General features: G+C 68.7%; 14 protein-coding genes. 5 read left to right on the top strand and 9 right to left on the bottom strand.

The window, feature by feature from the left end; translation table 11 throughout:
* Window positions 1–88 precede the first annotated feature (88 nt).
* From L3V85_RS14765 to L3V85_RS14755, 3 genes are read right to left on the bottom strand one after another with little or no spacing between them, the layout of a single operon-like run.
* Window positions 89–1,033: a FecR family protein gene (locus L3V85_RS14765; RefSeq protein ID WP_237679876.1), complete on the bottom strand. Its 945-nt coding sequence runs from the start codon at window positions 1,031–1,033 to the stop codon at window positions 89–91.
* A gap of 31 nt (window positions 1,034–1,064) precedes the next feature.
* Window positions 1,065–1,625: an RNA polymerase sigma factor gene (locus L3V85_RS14760; RefSeq protein ID WP_237679875.1), complete on the bottom strand. Its 561-nt coding sequence runs from the start codon at window positions 1,623–1,625 to the stop codon at window positions 1,065–1,067.
* 12 nt (window positions 1,626–1,637) lie between these two features.
* Window positions 1,638–2,372, bottom strand: a complete 735-nt coding sequence (locus L3V85_RS14755; protein WP_237679874.1) for a secretin and TonB N-terminal domain-containing protein — start codon at window positions 2,370–2,372, stop codon at window positions 1,638–1,640.
* Between the two features lie 271 nt (window positions 2,373–2,643).
* Between L3V85_RS14755 and L3V85_RS14750 the strand changes: the two genes are divergently transcribed.
* Both L3V85_RS14750 and L3V85_RS37330 read left to right on the top strand, forming a co-directional pair.
* Entirely contained in the window at window positions 2,644–3,210 is a 567-nt protein-coding gene (locus tag L3V85_RS14750) for a thioredoxin family protein (protein ID WP_237679873.1), read from the top strand.
* A gap of 105 nt (window positions 3,211–3,315) precedes the next feature.
* The gene (locus L3V85_RS37330) at window positions 3,316–3,444 is read left to right on the top strand and encodes a hypothetical protein (RefSeq protein ID WP_272934795.1); all 129 of its coding nucleotides are present in this window, start codon (window positions 3,316–3,318) and stop codon (window positions 3,442–3,444) included.
* Window positions 3,445–3,454: 10 nt separating this feature from the next.
* Here L3V85_RS37330 and L3V85_RS14745 read toward each other — a convergent pair whose 3' ends face one another.
* The 3 genes from L3V85_RS14745 to L3V85_RS14735 form a co-directional block, all read right to left on the bottom strand.
* Window positions 3,455–3,688 (bottom strand): putative hemolysin, encoded by a 234-nt coding sequence (locus L3V85_RS14745; protein WP_237679872.1) that lies wholly within the window; start codon window positions 3,686–3,688, stop codon window positions 3,455–3,457.
* Window positions 3,689–3,717: 29 nt separating this feature from the next.
* Window positions 3,718–4,458 (bottom strand): response regulator, encoded by a 741-nt coding sequence (locus tag L3V85_RS14740; RefSeq protein WP_237679871.1) that lies wholly within the window; start codon window positions 4,456–4,458, stop codon window positions 3,718–3,720.
* A 131-nt stretch (window positions 4,459–4,589) separates the two neighbouring features.
* A complete protein-coding gene (locus L3V85_RS14735; protein ID WP_237679870.1) occupies window positions 4,590–5,624 on the bottom strand; it encodes an alpha/beta fold hydrolase in 1,035 nt (344 codons plus the stop codon).
* 254 nt (window positions 5,625–5,878) lie between these two features.
* On the opposite strand from L3V85_RS14735, the gene L3V85_RS14730 reads away from it, so the two are divergent.
* From L3V85_RS14730 to L3V85_RS14720, 3 genes are all read left to right on the top strand, one after another.
* On the top strand, window positions 5,879–7,231 hold the full coding sequence (locus tag L3V85_RS14730; protein ID WP_237679869.1) for an ATP-binding protein: 1,353 nt from the start codon (window positions 5,879–5,881) through the stop codon (window positions 7,229–7,231).
* Between the two features lie 106 nt (window positions 7,232–7,337).
* Window positions 7,338–9,104 (top strand): cytochrome c biogenesis protein DipZ, encoded by a 1,767-nt coding sequence (locus L3V85_RS14725; RefSeq protein ID WP_237679868.1) that lies wholly within the window; start codon window positions 7,338–7,340, stop codon window positions 9,102–9,104.
* Between the two features lie 100 nt (window positions 9,105–9,204).
* Window positions 9,205–9,579, top strand: a complete 375-nt coding sequence (locus L3V85_RS14720; protein ID WP_237679867.1) for a hypothetical protein — start codon at window positions 9,205–9,207, stop codon at window positions 9,577–9,579.
* Window positions 9,580–9,591: 12 nt separating this feature from the next.
* On the opposite strand, the gene L3V85_RS14715 is transcribed toward L3V85_RS14720, so the two are convergent.
* The 3 genes from L3V85_RS14715 to L3V85_RS14705 form a co-directional block, all read right to left on the bottom strand.
* Complete coding sequence (locus L3V85_RS14715) at window positions 9,592–10,374, bottom strand: Crp/Fnr family transcriptional regulator (RefSeq protein WP_237679866.1); 783 nt, start codon at window positions 10,372–10,374, stop codon at window positions 9,592–9,594.
* Between the two features lie 185 nt (window positions 10,375–10,559).
* Window positions 10,560–15,272 carry a beta strand repeat-containing protein gene (locus L3V85_RS14710; RefSeq protein WP_237679865.1) on the bottom strand — a complete coding sequence of 1,571 codons (4,713 nt, stop codon included), beginning with the start codon at window positions 15,270–15,272 and terminating at the stop codon, window positions 10,560–10,562.
* A gap of 105 nt (window positions 15,273–15,377) precedes the next feature.
* On the bottom strand, window positions 15,378–16,787 hold the full coding sequence (locus L3V85_RS14705; protein WP_237679864.1) for a CsgG/HfaB family protein: 1,410 nt from the start codon (window positions 16,785–16,787) through the stop codon (window positions 15,378–15,380).
* Window positions 16,788–16,795 lie beyond the last annotated feature (8 nt).

Here is a 16,795-nt window from a genome sequence, read left to right as displayed (position 1 = left end):
GGCCCGTGGTCTACCGAGCTATGACAGCGAAGGCGCTGCGCGACTGCACCATGTCACGAAATCTTCATGAAGCGGCTTTGCGGGCCGCTCAGGCCTTGGCCATGCCCAGCAGCACGATGCCGCCGGGCAGCTGCGTGAGCTGTGCGCCGTACACGTCGCGCACGAGCATGGCCACGTCGTCGAGCCGGTCGATGGAAAAGCTCGCCTGCACCTTGCTGCGCCCGAGCGCCTCGCTGGTCAGCACCAGCCGGCCGTGGCGGTAGCGGTTGACCTCGGCCACCACTTCCGACAGCGGCACCTGGTTGAACACCAGTTGGCGGCGCCGCCATGCGCTCACCGGCCCGGTGTCGACCGCGGCCACCGCGCCGAGCCCCGCAGCGCCATAGCGCAGCTGGCGCCCTTCGTCGAGCCGCACCTGCTGCGCGCCGCGCGCCACCTCGACCTGGCCCGCGAGGCAGGTCACGCACACTTCGCCGTCGAGGTTGCGGATGTTGAAGCGCGCGCGCACCGCAGACACGGTGCCGCCCGCCGCGGCCACGGTGACGCGCGCGACGGCCGATGCTTCGGTGACCACCTCGGCCTCGCCTGCCAGCAGCTCGATGCTCTCGCCGCCTTCCCCCCTGCGCTGCAGGTTGACGCGCGTCTGCGTGTTCATCTGCAACACCGCGCCGTCGGCCATGGCCACCTCGCGCTGCTCGCCGGTGGCGGTGCGGTAGTCGGCGCCCCACTCCGTGACCGAAGCCCACAGCCCCAGCGGCGGCGACACCGCCAGGTAGGCGACCGACGCCGCGACCGCGCCGCCCAGCAGCGCGCGCCGCCCCGCGACCGGCATGCGCCGGCGCGCCTCGCGCTCGGCCTGCTGCCGCACGCGCAGCGCGGCCGGCGCCATTGCCTGCCAGACCTCGCGGGCGCGCACGAAGGCGTCGGCATGGGCGCGGCTTTGCGCGCACCAGCGCCGGAAAGCGAGCGCATCGTCTTCGGTGGCCTGTTGCGAGCCGAGCCGCACCACCCAGGCCTGTGCTTCGCGTTGCATGGTCTTCATCGCTTCGGTTTCCCCGGATTCTTCAGCTGCCATCACGCTTAGACTGTTTTCCCGCGCCGGGACCGAAGCGCTGGATGAAATCACGCCCCAGTCGCTCGCAGCAGTGCTCCAGGCCGGCGCGCAATTCTTTTTCGACGGTGCGCGCCGACACGCCGTAGCGCGCGGCGATGTCCTTGTGCGGCATCTCGTCCACGCGCGCCGCCAGCACGATGGCGCGGCGGCGGCGCGGCAGCTCGGCCAGTGCGCGCTCCAGCGCCTCCAGCTCGTTGCGGGCCTCGGCGCCGCGCGCGGGGTCGGCCATTTCGTCGGCCATGTCGTAGAGCTCCTCGACCTCGCCCACGCTCAGCAGGCGCGAGTTGCTCTTGCGCTGGTCTTCCGCCACGTTGAGCGCGATGCGGAACAGGTAGGCCGACGGGTAGCGCACCGCGCTGCGCACGTTGGTGTTTTCCACGCGCAGATAAGCCTCCTGCAGCGCGTCATTGGCCAAATCTTCGGAGCCGAGCCGAATCTGCAGATGCTTCCTGAACTGGGCGTAGCGCGCGAGGAACAGCGCGCGCAGCGCGGCCTTGATCGAGTCCGGCATGCGTGCCTTGCCTCAGCCGGCCGCGCGGACGCGGTACGGCCGGCAGTCGCGCGCGGGGTCGGCGCGCGGCGTCAGCAGGATGGTGATGGGCTGCGCCATGCCGGGCGGCGGCGGCGCGTCCAACTCGAGCGCGCGCAAGCTCGCGAGCACCGTGGCGTCGCGCGCGCCCTGGCCGCTGCCCTCGAGCAGCCGAGTGCCGCTCACGAGGCCGGCGGGGTCGATCCAAAGCTGGATGCCGAGCCGGTAACGGCCGAAGGTGTCGGGCTGCACGGTGCACAGCACACGGGTGATGGACGACTGCAGCACGGCGGCATAGCCGGCCTGGATGCGCAGCGCTTCCACCGCTTCGGCCTGCGCCTTCGCGGAGCGCGCGCTGCCTGCGTCCTCCGCCGCCGATTCGGCCGACAGCGGCACGAGCGTGAATGCATTGGTCGCGGTGTAGCGCGCGGCGAGGCCGGTGCCCATCAGCATTTGCTGCAGCGCGTCGCGTGGTGCGTAGTCGCCCTGCACCGCGGCGGCCTCGCGGCCGGCCGTGAGACTGCTCGCGACCAGCACCGAATAACCCGTGACGCGGCCGAACACCGCAAGCGACATCTCCAGCGGCTGCACCGGCAGATCGAAGCGCAGCAGTTCCGCGCCGCCGTCTTCGGCCGAGGTCGTGGCCGCGTGGGCCGCGCCGATCCACAGCGCCATGACAAGACACCAGGACAGTGTCAGGGCACCGCCCGATGCGGAAGTACGAGTCATGTGGCGGGGAGTCGGCAACGAAGGGATCTGTTGGGAGTGCGGCCGCGTGTGTCTTGTCGATTGCGGCCTGTCTGGCGTGCGGGCGAGCCTATCCGGCGCGCATGACCGATATGTGACGTTTGGTTTGCGCGGCCTTGCGCGAAACGTAGTGTGTGGCGTTCCCGCGCCGGATACAGAGGCATACGCAATGCACCCCGACGAGGGCGAACGCGCCGAAGAATGGGCCTCGCTCATCGAGCACCCATCACTCTTTCAAGAAGGAATCACCATCATGCGACTGCGCTCTCCCGCCACCTTCTTCGCTGTAGCCATCGCGGCATCAGCGGCAGCCCTGACGCTGACTTTCGCGGCACCGCCGCTGGGCGGCGACATTCCCGCCGCGCAGGCCCAGCCTGCCCCCGACTTCCAGAACATCGACACCTGGCTCAACTCCCAGCCGCTCAAGCTCGAGGAGTTGCGCGGCAAGGTCGTGCTGGTCGACTTCTGGACCTACACCTGCATCAACTGCCTCAACCACCTGCCCTACGTGAAAGACTGGAACGCGAAGTACAAGGACAAGGGCCTCGTCGTGGTGGGCGTGCACACGCCCGAGTTCGCCTACGAAAAGTCGACCAAGAACGTGAAGGACGCGATCCAGCGCCTGCAGATCACCCATGCCGTGGCGCAGGACAACAGCTACGGCACCTGGAAGGCCTTCAAGAACCAGTACTGGCCCGCCGTGTACCTGATCGACAAGCAGGGAAAGATCGTCTACTCGCACTTCGGCGAGGGCAGCTATGGCGCCACGGAGAAGAAGATCCAGGCGTTGCTGGCCGAGCCTTTGCCTGTGGGGTCTTGATGCTGGCTGCTTCAGGGCATTTGTTGATCAGCCGAGCACCGGCAGGGTGCCCTGTGCACGCGCCCCGAACACAGCATCAAGAAAACCAAACCCGGAACAATGGCAATGAAGAAACTCTGGCTAGCCCTGCTCTTCCTCTCAGGCGGCATCGCGCACGAAATACGCAACCCGGTGAGCTGCCAATGCATCACCGCCAGGCAGTCGGACGGCCTGCGCCCACGCAAGCCGTCGTAGCGAGGCCGCCCTACTTCGCAGGATGGTCGCGCCGATAGAGCTCCCACTCCTCGATCTGCGTGCCATCCGGCAACTGGCAAACCCCGTACTGCCCCTTGTCGTTCGACCTCATGAGCGTCTTGCCCCCTAGGCTCTGACAATAGACCGAGGCCGGATTCGCCATGCCGACCCGCGGTGGCGGCGCAGGCTGTGCGCATGCGGTGATCAGCAGAACACTCAACGGCAGGAATAGAGCTTTGATCATTCCGAAAGTGTAGACCCGCGTCCCCCGCGTCAGTCCACCGGCTCGACCGACGCCGCCAGCACATAGCCCTCGCTGCGCACCGTCTTGATGTAGCGCGGCTCCCGCGCATCGTCCCGCAACCGCTGGCGCAACCGGCTCACCAGCAGGTCGATGGATCGCTCGAACAACTCCGCCTCGCGCCCCTGCGTCAGGCTCAGCAGCTGGTCACGGCTCAACACCTTCTGCGGATGATCTAGAAACACGCGCAGCAGCCGGTATTCGGCGCCGCTCAGCGCCACCATCACCCCGCTGTCGTCCAGCAAGTGACGCGCGGTCGTGTCCACCTGCCACTCGCCGAACGCCAGCTTCGACGCCGCTTCGGTAGAGCGCATGTTCGGCGGCAGCATGCGCGTGCGGCGCAGCACCGACCGGATGCGCGCCAGCAGCTCGCGCGCCGAGAAAGGCTTGGCCAGATAGTCGTCGGCGCCCATCTCCAGGCCCAGGATGCGGTCGGCCTCCTCGCTGCGCGCGGTGAGCATCAGGATCGGCGTGGCCTTGTACTTGCCGGTGCGCAGGTCGCGGCACAGCGTGAGGCCGTCTTCGCCCGGCAGCATCAGGTCCAGGATGATCAGGTCGAACGGCCCCGACTCCTCCAGCGCCGCGCGCATGTGCCGGCCCGTGGGCACGGCCGCCACGCGAAGGCCGTTCTTCACGAGATAGGTTGTGAGCAGTTCGCGGATTTCCCGGTCGTCGTCGACGATGAGGATGTGGTCGGAAGTCTTGGCGTTCATGGCGGTGCGATGGTGCAGCCCAGAAGATCGGGCAGCCCGCAATGTAGCCCGGCCGCGCCGCCGGGCCGGCGGCTTTGTATGCCTGTGTATCCGGCAGGCCGGCGCGCCACACTACGTTGCGCCGGAGGGCATCAGCCGCGCGCCGAAGCCAGCCTCCACACCGCGTCGGCAAACACCTGCGGCGTTTCCTGCGGCACGTTATGTCCGGCGTTCACCACCAGGTGGGTGCGCGGGCCGGTGAACTTGGCGGCATAGGCGGTGCCGTCGGTAGCGGGCACCACGCCGTCGGAGTCGCCGTCCATGGTGATCGTGGGCACCTTGATGCTGGGGAAGGCGGCCAGGCGCTTTTCATACGCTTCGTATTGCGGAAATCCATCGGCCAGGCCCAGCCGCCAGCGGTAGTTGTGGATGACGATCTGCACGTAGTCGGGGTTGTCGAACGACGCCGCTGTGCGCTCGAAGGTGGCGTCGTCGTAGGCCCACTTGGGCGAGTTCGTGCTCCACAGAATGCGGGCGATGTCGCGCCGGTTCGCCTCCAGCCCGAGGCGGCCGCGCTCGGTCGCGAAGTAGTACTGGTACCACCAGCCCAGTTCCACCTTGGCGGGCAGCGGCTTCTGGTTGCCGGGCCGGTTGGTCATGATGTAGCCATTGACCGACAGCAGCCCGATGCAGCGCTCGGGCCACAACGCCGCCATGATGCAGCCGGTGCGCGCGCCCCAGTCATAGCCCACGATCACCGCACGGTCGATGCCCAGCGCGTCGAGCAGCGCGATCTGGTCGAGCGCCACCGCCGCCTGCTGCGCCGAGCGCGGATTGGCGCTGTCGAGAAAGCGCGTGCTGCCGTGCCCGCGCAAGTGCGGCACGATCACGCGGCAGCCCCGGGCCGCGAGCAGCGGCGCGACATCGGCATAGCTGTGGATGTCGTAGGGGTAGCCGTGCAGCAGCAGCACCGGAATGCCGTCGGCGGGACCGGCTTCGTAATAGCCCACGTCGAGCTCGCCGGCCTTGATCTGGCGGATCGGCTCCAGCTTGCGCGTCGTGCCGGCGCTGGCGCCGATGCCGGCTGCCTGGGCGCTGCCCATGAAGGCCAGTTGCACGGCGGCAAGGCTGGCGGCGGCGCCGCCGAGCAGGTGGCGGCGCTGGCGATTGATGGGTTGTGCGGTCATGTGCGTTCCTTCTTTCGTTCAATGAGTGGCGATGGAACGATTGAACCGGGCGGATGTATGCGGCATGTGTCGTGCAACAGGGGTTCTTGTATGCCCGTGTATGCCCGCGACGCGGGATACAGGGGCATACAAAGCCGCCGCGCGAAGCGGCCAACCCGCAACGCAGGTAATGTTCCATGTCCCGCCCCCCGGCCGTACACACTGCAATACAAAGAAGCGACAACCGGCCCCGCCCCGGACCTATAAACCAGCCCATGCCCAACACCGCCAGCCTCCCCGCGCCCGCCATCGGCCTGCGCCGGCTCACGCCCCGATCGCTCTTTTCCCGCGTGACGCTGATCATCGTCATCGGCCTTGCGATCGCGCAGCTGCTCACCTTCGCCGCCATCCGCTACGAACGCGGCATGGCGCTGCGCGAGCTGATGATGATCGGCATCGAGCGCGACATCGCGAGCTCGGTCGCCATCCTCGACCGGCTGCCGGCGGCCGAGCGCGAGAGCTGGCTCGCGCGGCTGGAGCGGCGCAACTACCGCTTCGTGCTGGGCGGCAGCGCCGAGGGCACGCCGCCCGACACTGCCATGTCGCGGCAGTTCGCCAAGGCCATCGTCGACGCGATGCGGCCGTTCCAGATCGTCAAGGTCGGCCAGGTGAGTTCGCCGCGCGAGGGCCTGCAGATCGAGGTGCGGCTGTCGGACGGCTCCACGCTGGTGGTGCATGCGCGCCGGGTCGACATGCCGGTGTCCAGCTGGGTGATGTGGCTGCTTTGGATACAGCTGCTCGTGCTGGCCGTGTGCGCCTGGTACGCAGTGCGGCTGGTGACGCGCCCGCTCGCGCAGCTGGCGGACGCGGCCGACGAACTCGGCCCCGACCTCAAGGGCCAGCAACTCTCGGAAGACGGCCCGACCGAAGTGGCGCACGCCGCACGCGCCTTCAACGCGATGCAAAAGCGCATTGCCGGCTACATGGCCGAGCGCGTGGAGATCCTCGCGGCCATCTCGCACGACCTGCAGACGCCCATCACCCGCATGCGGCTGCGCACCGACCTGATGGACAACGAACAGGACCGCGGCAAATTCCGCCAGGATCTGGACGCGATGAACGCGCTGGTGCGCGAGGGCGTGACCTATGCGCGCACCTTGCACGGCGCCACCGAGCCGCCCTGCCGCATCGACGCCGACGCGCTGTTCGAGAGCATGCTCGCCGACTACGAAGACTCGGGCGAGCGCGTGCTGCTCGAAGGCCGCGCGGGCGCCCCCATCGTGACGCGGCCGAACGCGCTGCGCCGCATCCTCACGAACCTGATCGACAACGCGCTGAAGTTCGGCACCGACGTCCGCCTGCAGGTGCGCATCGACGGCGACCGGCTGGCGCTGCTGGTGGTCGACAACGGGCCGGGCATTCCGCCGGACGATCTGGAGAACGTGCTCAAGCCCTTCTACCGCGTCGAGAACTCGCGCAACCGCAGCACCGGCGGCACCGGGCTGGGCCTGGCGATCGCGCATCAGCTCGCGATGGCGATGGGTGCCGAGCTCACGCTGCGCAACCGCGACGAAGGCGGACTCGAGGCCCGGCTGACCATGTACACGCGGGCTGCATTGCCGGGCTGACCGCCTCCCCACCACACCGTCCTTCCTGAACCAGCGGCTCGCACGGCGAGGCCGCGCAGGCATCGCTCGCTCTTTTTTTCTTCAATCACCGTTCGGAGAACCGACCATGCTCCTTCTCATCGTTGCCTACCTGGGTGGTGTGCTCACCATCCTGAGCCCGTGCATCCTGCCGGTGCTGCCCTTCGTCTTCGCGAGTGCCGGCCGGCCGTTCCGCTCTCATGGACTGCCCCTGCTGCTGGGCATGGCACTGGCCTTCGCCGCGGTCGCCACGCTGGCGGCCGTGGGCGGCGGCTGGGTGGTGGCGGCGAACCAGTACGGGCGCTACGCGGCCATCGCGATGCTCGCGCTCTTCGGCCTCGCGCTGCTGGTGCCATCGCTGGCGCAGCGCATGAGCCGCCCGCTGGTGGCGCTGGGCCTTCGGCTGGCGAGCCCTGGCGGCTCGCAGTCTTCGGTGTTCGCGCCGCTGCTGCTGGGCGTGGGCACGGGGCTGCTGTGGGCGCCGTGCGCGGGGCCGATCCTCGGCCTGATCCTCACGGGAGCGGCGCTCAACGGCGCGAGCATCGGCACCTCCCTGCTGCTGCTGGCCTACGCGGTGGGCGCCTGCACCTCGCTGGCGGCGGCGCTCCTGTTCGGCGGGCGGCTGTTCGCGATGCTGAAGGGATCGCTTCGCACCGGCGAATGGGTGCGGCGCGGTGCCGGCGTGGCGGTGCTCGCGGGCGTGGGCGCCATCGCCTCGGGGCTGGACACGGGGCTGCTGAGCCAGCTGTCCTTCGGCACCACCTCGGCGCTGGAGAAGGCGCTCGTGGAGAAGGTCGGCACGAACATGCCGAGCGCGCCGCGGGCATCGTTCGACCGCAGCGGCCTGATGCTCGCATCGACAGCCGCGCCTCGCCCCGCGCTGGCACTGCGCGACGAAGGCGCGATTGCGCCGCTCGCGGGCGCCACCGAGTGGATCAACTCGCCGCCGCTCACCGCCGAGAGCCTGCGCGGCAAGGTGGTGCTGGTCGATTTCTGGACCTACTCGTGCATCAACTGCCTGCGCACCCTGCCCTACGTCCGCGCCTGGGCCGACAAGTACAAAGACGCCGGACTGGTCGTGCTCGGCGTGCATGCGCCGGAGTTCGCGTTCGAGAAGCTGCCTGCCAACGTGCGCAAGGCGACGAAGGACCTGGGCATCGGCTTTCCCGTGGCGGTGGACAGCAACTACGCCATCTGGCGCGCGTTCGGCAACCAGTACTGGCCGGCGCTGTATTTCGTCGATGCGCAGGGGCGCATCCGCCATCACCAGTTCGGCGAAGGCGGCTACGAGAAGTCGGAGCAGGTCATCCAGCAGTTGCTGGCTGAGGCGGGGCGCGGCGCAGCGGCCGGCCCGCTGGTGTCGCCCGAAGGCCAGGGCACGCAGGCGGCGGCCGGCGCGTCGCCTGCCCTCTCGGGCGAGACCTACCTGGGCTACGAGCGCGCGAGCAATTTCGCGTCGCCCGGCGGCATCGCGAGCGACCGTGCCCGCGTGTACCAGGCGCCTTCTTCGCTGCGCGAGAACCGCTGGGCGCTTTCCGGCGAATGGACCGTGGGCGCCGAACGCGCTGTGCTGGGCAAGGCGCAGGGGCGCATCGCCTACCGCTTCCACGCGCGCGACCTGCACCTGGTGCTGGGCCCGTCGGCCGACGGCACGCCGGTGCGCTTTCGCGTGCGGATCGACGGCAAGCCGCCGCTCGCGGACCACGGCACCGACACCGACGCGCAGGGCGACGGCACCATCGATACGCAGCGTCTCTACCAGCTCGTGCGCCAGTCGGCGAACGGCGCGGACCGGCTGTTCGAGATCGAGTTCCTCGACGCGGGCGCGCAGGCCTACGTCTTCACCTTCGGCTGAATGTCCGGCCCGCGTCTTTACGATGACTTGTGCTGTGCCTAGACTGACCGGTTCGCCGCCGCTGCGGCAGGCGACCAGAACGAATCTTGGAGGTGCGAGGATGCGCGAGTTCTTGATGTATGGCGTCGCCGTCCTGGCGGCATGCGGCTTCGGCGGTGCGGCAGCGACCGAGCCGGCGCAACAGTCGCCGGCGGCGGGCGCCGACAGTTGCGTGGAGGTGGTGGTCAACGGTGAACGCACACCCTCCTATTCCTGCCTGACACAGAAGCTGCAGCCCACGGCGCCGCCGCGCGGCCCCGATGGCGCCCAGCCGGGCCTGGCCTCGGAGGCCATCACGCAAAGGCCGTCCAATCAGCTGGGCCTGTTCAACCAGGCGGCAACCAGCAATCGCATGGGCAACACCTTCGGCACCTCGGTCTACCCGCAGCGTCCGCCGCCGGTGGTGCCTTCTTCGCCGCTGATTCCGCGCCCCTGAAAAACGGCCCGCTCAGGGCCGCCCGGACTTGCCGGCCCGGCTGGGCGACCCGCGCGGCGTTTCGAACATGTCGGGCGCGAACATCGGGCTGGCCTGGTGCGGCGCGATGTGCGAGAGGTTCTCTTCCAATGGCAGCAGGCCGCCGAAATCGGTGGCCGCGAAATCGGCGTCCACATGCACGCCGTGCTCGTCGCGCCGAACGAGGCCGCGGCTCTCCAGGTCGCGCATGGTCTTGTTGACCACCTCGCGCGAAAGGCCCGAGTAAGAGGCGATCACCGACTGGGTGATGCGCTTGTCGTAGCCGCCGGTCACGGCCGGGGCCAGCTGCGTCAGCTGGTGCAGCACGCGGCTCACCAGGTCTTCGGACGACAGCGCGGAAATGCGGCGCAGTTGCCCGCGAATGACCGACATGCGCTTCATGGCTAGGCCCAGCAGGCCGATGGCCACTTCGGGGTACAGCCCGCACAGCTTGCGCACGGCCGCCACGGGCACGAGGTAGACAGAAGACGGCAAGGCGGCGACGAGCGTCTGCATGGCCTGGTAGCGGTCTTCGCTGAATGAGGGGCTGAGAAAGAAATCGTCCTGGCGAATGAAGTCGGTGGTGACGTCGCCGCCGTCTTCGCGGCCGTGCGCGACCACGCGCAAGAGGCCGCCCGCCACGCAGTAGATGCGGTCCGTCCATTCGTCGGCGTTGAGCACGACGTCGTTGCGCCGGTACGAGCGCAACTCGCTGCACTGGACCAGGGCCGCGCGCTCGGCGGGCGGCACATTGGCTATGAGGGGATGCAGATACATGGTTGAAGGTGTTCCTGGCGAGAGGGCGAGCCGGGGACGATGCGGATCGTTCCGAAACCGGCGTACGGCATGCCCAACCCGGCACGGCCCCGCCCTTGGGGCCTGCGACGCCGGACCGCGCAAGCGGCCCGGGCGGACAAGAAGCCCCGGCGAAAGAGGTTTCGCCGGGGCTGGAGCGGCAACCCTTAGCGGGCCGACGCGATCGTCGACACGGCGGAGTTGCCCACCGCCGTGGCGGTGACCTGGTTACCCGCGGCGCGCAGCGTGCTGCCGCTGACCGCACCCGTCACACCCGCGCCGTAGCTCACACCAGTGGCCGTCGCGACGATGGCGCCGCTGTTGGTCTGGTAGTTGCCGATGGCAGCGGTCGGACGGCCGGTGGCCGGCGCAGTCACGGTCAGCGTGTTGGTCGCGCTGTTGCCGTACGCCTGTGCCGCCACGGTGTTGCCCGTGATGGCAGCGGTGCCGTTGGTCAGGCCAGGGGCGGTGCCCGTGCCCACGCCGTTCAGCGCGACCTGGTAGGTCCCCGTGGCGTTGGAGGTCACCGCACCCGTGTTGCCTTGGGTGTTCAGCACTGCGGCCGTGGCCTGCGTGCCAGCCGGCGTGCTGCCTGCCGTCGCCGCGGTCGAGGTGCCGTAGCTGCTGCCTGCCGCAACGTTCAGCGCGTTGGTGGCTGCGTTGCCGCGAGCCAGCGCCGTGGTGCTGTTGCCGTCGATCGTCACGCCGCTGTTCAGTGCCGCGGCCGTGGCCGGTGCGGTGCCGTTCAGCTGGAACGTGGCCGAGGTGGTGGCGTTGGACGTCACTGCCGCGGAGCTGTTCTGCGTGTTGACCAGGCCGGCGTTGGCACCTTGCAGCGCAGCGCCGTTCAGGGCCACGCTGTTGTCGGCGCGGTTGGCGGAAGCCTCGGCCGTGGTGCTGTTGCCGGTGACGGTCACGCTGCTGTTGACCAGGCCCGTGGTGGCGGCTGCAAACTGGTCCTGGTTGTACAGGCGCGTGCTTGCCGTGCTGGCGACGCTGGTCGTGGCAACCTGGTTGTTCTTCAACACATGGTCGCCGGTGGCGGTGGCCGAGGTCAGGTTGGCATTGACGGCGGCGCCGACGGGCGTCACGTTGGTGCCGCTGACGGCCAGTGTGTTGGTCACGTCGTTGATCACGCCGAGCGACACGTTCTTGTTGCCCGTGAGAGCAACCGACGAGTTCGACACAGCGCCCGGTGCGTACAGCTCGAGGGCCGAGCTGGCCGAGACGGCTGCCGCGCTACCCTGCTGCGACGACAGGGCCGTGATGGTCGCCACGCTGTTGCCGCTCAGGGCGACGCTGTTGGACGCCGTGTTGGCGACCGCGCTGCCGCGCTGGCTGTTGTTCGACACGCTCACGGTCGAGCCGGAGATGGCGGCGCCCGCGGTGGTGTCGACGGCATAGGTGCCGAACACGCTGGTCGTGAGACTTGCGCCTTCGTTCACTTGCTGCACGTTCGACAGCGCATGGTCGGCCTGCGCACCGGTACCGGCTGCCAGCGGCAGGTTGCCCGCCGTGGCCACGGTGTTGCCGCTGCCCGCAGCGATATTGCCGCCGGTGACGGACACGCTGTTGGTTGCGGTGTTGCCGGTGACCGCGCCATTGGCGGTGTTGCCGTTGACGCTCAGCTGCGAATTGGTGACCGCGCCGGCCACGGCGACAGTGACGCCGCCCTGGTTCGGAACGGCGGGAGAGCCGCCCGAAGCCGGAATGATCCCGGCGTACGTATTTCCGACTGGCGTGTTCAGCGCGTTATAGAGCGAACTGCTGATGGTCGTGCCCGACAGGTCCCGATGAAGTTCCAGCGAGGTGGGTGTCGTGCGTGTCCAGCCATTCGCCGCCAGGTACGCTGCTTGCGCCTCGCTCGTCACGGTGGTCGTGACCACCGAGCCGGAGGCCAGCAGGTACGTGTCCGTCCCAGCGTCGAACGTGCCGCTCAGAGTCCCCTTACCCTGATATTGGAACGGGACAGCCGGCGACGGTGCAACCGCGGCCGTTCCCGCCAGACCGATCAGCGCACTCACGTCGGCACTGGTGCTCTGCGCGTTCTGCAGCGCGCCGGAAGTGGCGATCGTGGTGCCGGCAAGAGTCAGGCCGTTGGTCGCGCTGTTGCTCGTGGCCGAAGCGCTGGAGCTGTTGCCATTCGATGCGACCGTGGAGCCCGTGACCGAGCCGCCGATGGACGTGCGCACCTGTGCGGCGGTCGGCGCGGCCGGGTTCGTGGTCATGTCACGCTGGGAGGCGATGACAGAACCCGAACCGGTCTGCACGTTCTGCACGCTGAACGAAGCGTCGGTGGTCAGCACCCCACCGTTCGACACGGCGCCCAGGCGGGCGGCGGCGGTGTTGGCGGTGGACAGCGCATTGCCCGTCACCGACAGCGTGTTGCCGCTCGCGCGGTTGCCGACGGCCAGTGCCTGGATCTGGTTGTTCGACGTGGAGACCGAAGAGTTCGCGAGGTTGTCCTCGATGCTCGTGTTCACCACCGAGCCGCCGGAAGCGGTTGCCGCAACGGCGCCGGCCACGTTCTGCACGCTGGTCACGTTCGCCACCGACGAGAAGCCGGTGGTGGTCACGCCGGTGCCCAGCGCGAGCTTCGCGCTGTTGGCCACGTCGTTGCCGTAGGCCGCGCCGACGTAGGCGTTGCCTTCGTTGGTGACGGTGCCGCGGGTCACGTTGCCTTCGATCAGCACTTGCAGCGAGCTGACCGGCAGGATCTGCGCGGTGCCGGCTGCGGTGGCGGTCACGTCGCCGAGCGCCGACTGGTTGCTCAGCACGCTGTAGCCGGCGTTCACGTTGTTGCCGACAGGCGTCACGATCGAAGCGGGTGCCGTCACCGAAGCGACGTTGGCGCTGTTGGCCGCGACGTTCAGGGTGTTGGATGCCGAGTTGGCATAGCCGACCGCGCGCTGCAGGTTGTTGGTGAGCGCCACGCTGCTGTCGGTCGAATGCGTGCCGAGGTACGCAGTGGCCGTGGCGCCGAGGAGCTGGGCTTCCACCGACGAATTGCCGTCGACAACCTGCACGTTGGCCACGCCGGCGCCCGAACCTACGCTGGTGCCCGTGAGCGACAGCGCGTTGCCGGCGCTGTTGCTGACGGCAACGGCTTCCTGGGTGTTGCCGGTGACCGAGAAGGAGCTAGCCTTGATGGTGTCGCCGCCGGTGCCGCGCGAGTCGGCGCTCAGGCCGACGATCGACAACGAGTTCACCGCGCCGACCGCGCCCGCGTAGTTGCCTTGCAGGTTCGACACCGTCGCCGCGCCGACGGCGAACACATTGCCGTCGGGCGTGCTGCCGCCGCTCAGCGAGGCGGCGCCGCCCAGGGGCAGCGCGTTCGCCTGGAGCGACAGGTTCTGGCTGACGGTGCTGCCATAGGCGGTGGCCGCGGTGCGGTTGTTGCCCACGGTCACGCTGCTGGCGTTGTTGGTGCCGTCTTCGAAGCCGGAGATGACGCCGACCACCGACGGACCGGTGAGGGCCTCCACGCTCGCGCGATAGTTGTTCTGCTGGCTGGCCAGCGCGGTGGTGGCAGCGAACGAAGCCGCGTCCTGGCCGCTGGCGATGGCGCTCGAAGCCGCGTTGCCGGTGGCAGCCGAAGTCACGCTGTTGCCCGACAGGTTGACCGAGCCGTTGTCGAGCGACTGCACGGCCGCGCCGACCCCGGCGCCTTGCGTCTTGCTCGACAGCGAAACGCGGACGTTGCCCTGGCTGTTGAGGATCGCCAAGTCGGCCGACACGCCGTTCGACAGGTTGCCGGCGTTGAAGCTGGCGGTATTGACACCCGGGCTGCCGGCACCGGCGACGGACACGCCGTCGCCCAGCAGGATGCGGTTGCCCGCGACGCCCGCGGCACCCAGCGATTCATTGCCGGTGGCAGCGCTCGAAATGGTGTTGCCCTGAACGGACAGGCCACCCGCCAGGGTGTTGGTGACGCCCGTGGCGTCGCCACCGACAGTCGCCAGGACGCTCGTGCCTTCGGTAACGGCGCTGTGCGTCACGCCGGCGGTGGTAGCCTGGTTCAGCTGCAGGTTAGACACCACGGCCGAGCCGGTGAAAGTGGGCGCGCCGCCGGCCTGGATGCTGGCGGTGCTGGTCGCGGCATTGCCCTTGAGGGTGGACGAGACCGTGTTGTTGTCGAGCACCGGGCCGGCGCTGACGGTGGCGCTGGTGGGCGAACTCAGGCTGAGCGTGACATCGTTGCCGGTGGCCTCTGCGGAAGACGAAGCGCCCGTGCCGGTCTGCGCCGACGTGATCGCGATGCTGCCCTGCGAGCTGGCGACACTGCCGGTCGGCGTGTAGCTGACGCCGGCAGAGCCCGGGACCGTGGAGGTGTAGCCGTTAGGCACCGTGCCGGCGATGGTCGACGAGCCGCTGTTCAGCGTCGTGCTGGCCGCGATGGTGTTGGCGGTGTTCGCGGCGCTGCCGTTGGTGAAGCCGGTCAGGTCGACCTTCACCGTGTTGTTGTTGGCGGTGCTGGACACCACGCCGCTGTTGGTCTGCAGGCCGAGCGAAGCCGAGCCTTCGACGTTCGAATCAGGAACGGCGCCGGTGAGCGACAGGTCGATCGAGTTGGTGAAGGTGTTGCCGATGGCCGTCGGCTTGACCTGGTTGTTGGTCGTCGTGTTGCTGGTGCCGGTTTGCACGCCGGTCACGGTGATGCCGATCGTGTTGCTCGAACCGTTGGCGGTGGTGTCGTCGGTTCTGACCTGCACGCTGTCCACCGTCTTGTGGCCGGTGACCGTCACGGGGGTCACTGTGCCGAAGCTGATGTCGGCGGCTTGCGCGCCGCTGCCCATCAGGACGGCGAGCACGGCGAGGCCGACGCTGCCGAGCACCGGGGTGGCGGCGGTGCGGCCGATGTTCTTGCGATTCTTCTTCATGGATGTTCCTTGTTGGATCGAATGACTGTCTTGGTTGCGAACTGACTCGATCCGGCGATGTGATGGGGTGTGGTGGTGGTAATGCGGTTTCGGGCTCGGTGTCGGTTACTTCCCTCCGGTTGCGTTCTCCTCGCGGACCGTGCGGGCCGGTCCACCCCTCCCCGCGCCCTGCACGCGGAGCCTGGCGATCTCCTGCAGGCCGGGACCGTCGCGATGAATCGACGTGTCCGCCTTGTCAGGCCGCCATGTGACGTTGATGCCGCCGGGCGCGATTCCGCGCGACGCGAGCGCCGACGTGACCACGCCGATGCGCTGGTCGGTCAGCATGTCGCGCTTGCCGGCATCCCAGTTCTCGGTGTCGCGTGCCACGAGCACGACATCGGTCGCGCCCTTGGCCGCGGACGCGGCGATCTGGTCGAGCAGGTTCAGCGTGCCGCCGGTGAGCGCGGCGGCGCCGAACTCGAACGGGATCTGCACGCTGGAGCCCGACAGGCTGGCACCGGTCTGGCTGGCCGCGTTGACGGCCTCGCCCTGCACCACCGGTGCGCCGGTCGAGTCGACCAGCGGGTTGGCGACCTTGCGCAGCTTCTCTGCCGGCACCATCTGCAGCTGGTCGTACATGCGCATGCCCAGGCAGGGCTCGGGGTCGACCTTGGAGACGGCCGCCACCAGGCGCACCACGCCTTCTTCGAGCGCGGCGCGCACGCCCATCTGCACCGGCTCCTGGCCCTTGGCGCCGACGTCGATGTCGTACAGCTTGCTGCCGAAGAAGCGGAAGACGTTGAAGCCGACCTCGTAGCCGTTGAACTGCTTGGTCAGGCTGATGGTCTTGATGACCATCAGCGTCTTGGTGTCGACGATGCGCAGGTCCACGCCCACCGACTGGCTGAAGGTTCGGGCCTTGATGCCCACCTGGTTCACGGCAACTTCCGCACCGCCGGAGTTGATGTTGTAGTTGAGCTCGGTGATGCCGCCGACGATGAAGTAGTCGGACTTGTTGATCGAGCCGCCGAAGTACGGCAGCCACGGCACCACCTGGCCGCCGTTGGGGCCGGCAAGCTGGTGGGTGCGGCCGTCGCCGAGCTGGCGGCGGTCGGCATAGCCGAGTTCGCGTTCGGCGATGACGGGGTCGAAGCGCTCGGCCACCTGCACCGCGCCGCCCAGCTTGCCGAGCGCCGAATACACCATCAGCGCGCCGCCCTGCGTGATGGCATTGCCTTCGTTGATGCTGTACTTGCCGGTGTAGTCCTTCACGTCGCCCACGGTGATGACGATGGGCGGGCGCTGCATGGCGGCCACGTGGTCGCCGAAGCAGGCGAGCGTGGCCTCCATCGGCGTGATGTTCTCGCGCACGGCGGGGCCGAGCACGATGGGTGCTTCTTTGGGCGCGAGCTGCTGCTGCGGCGCGGTCACGCAACCGGCCAGGCTCATGACGGCGGCCGCCGCGAGGAGGCCGCGCGACGCGGCTGTCTTCTTCAGGCGCGGCAATGCGCGGATCGACTCGAACGAGATCATTCTTTCTT

The organism is Variovorax paradoxus, from assembly GCF_022009635.1.
Taxonomy (GTDB): domain Bacteria; phylum Pseudomonadota; class Gammaproteobacteria; order Burkholderiales; family Burkholderiaceae_C; genus Variovorax.
Note: the sequence above shows the minus strand (reverse complement) of the source record. Positions and strands in the feature narration are given on the sequence as shown.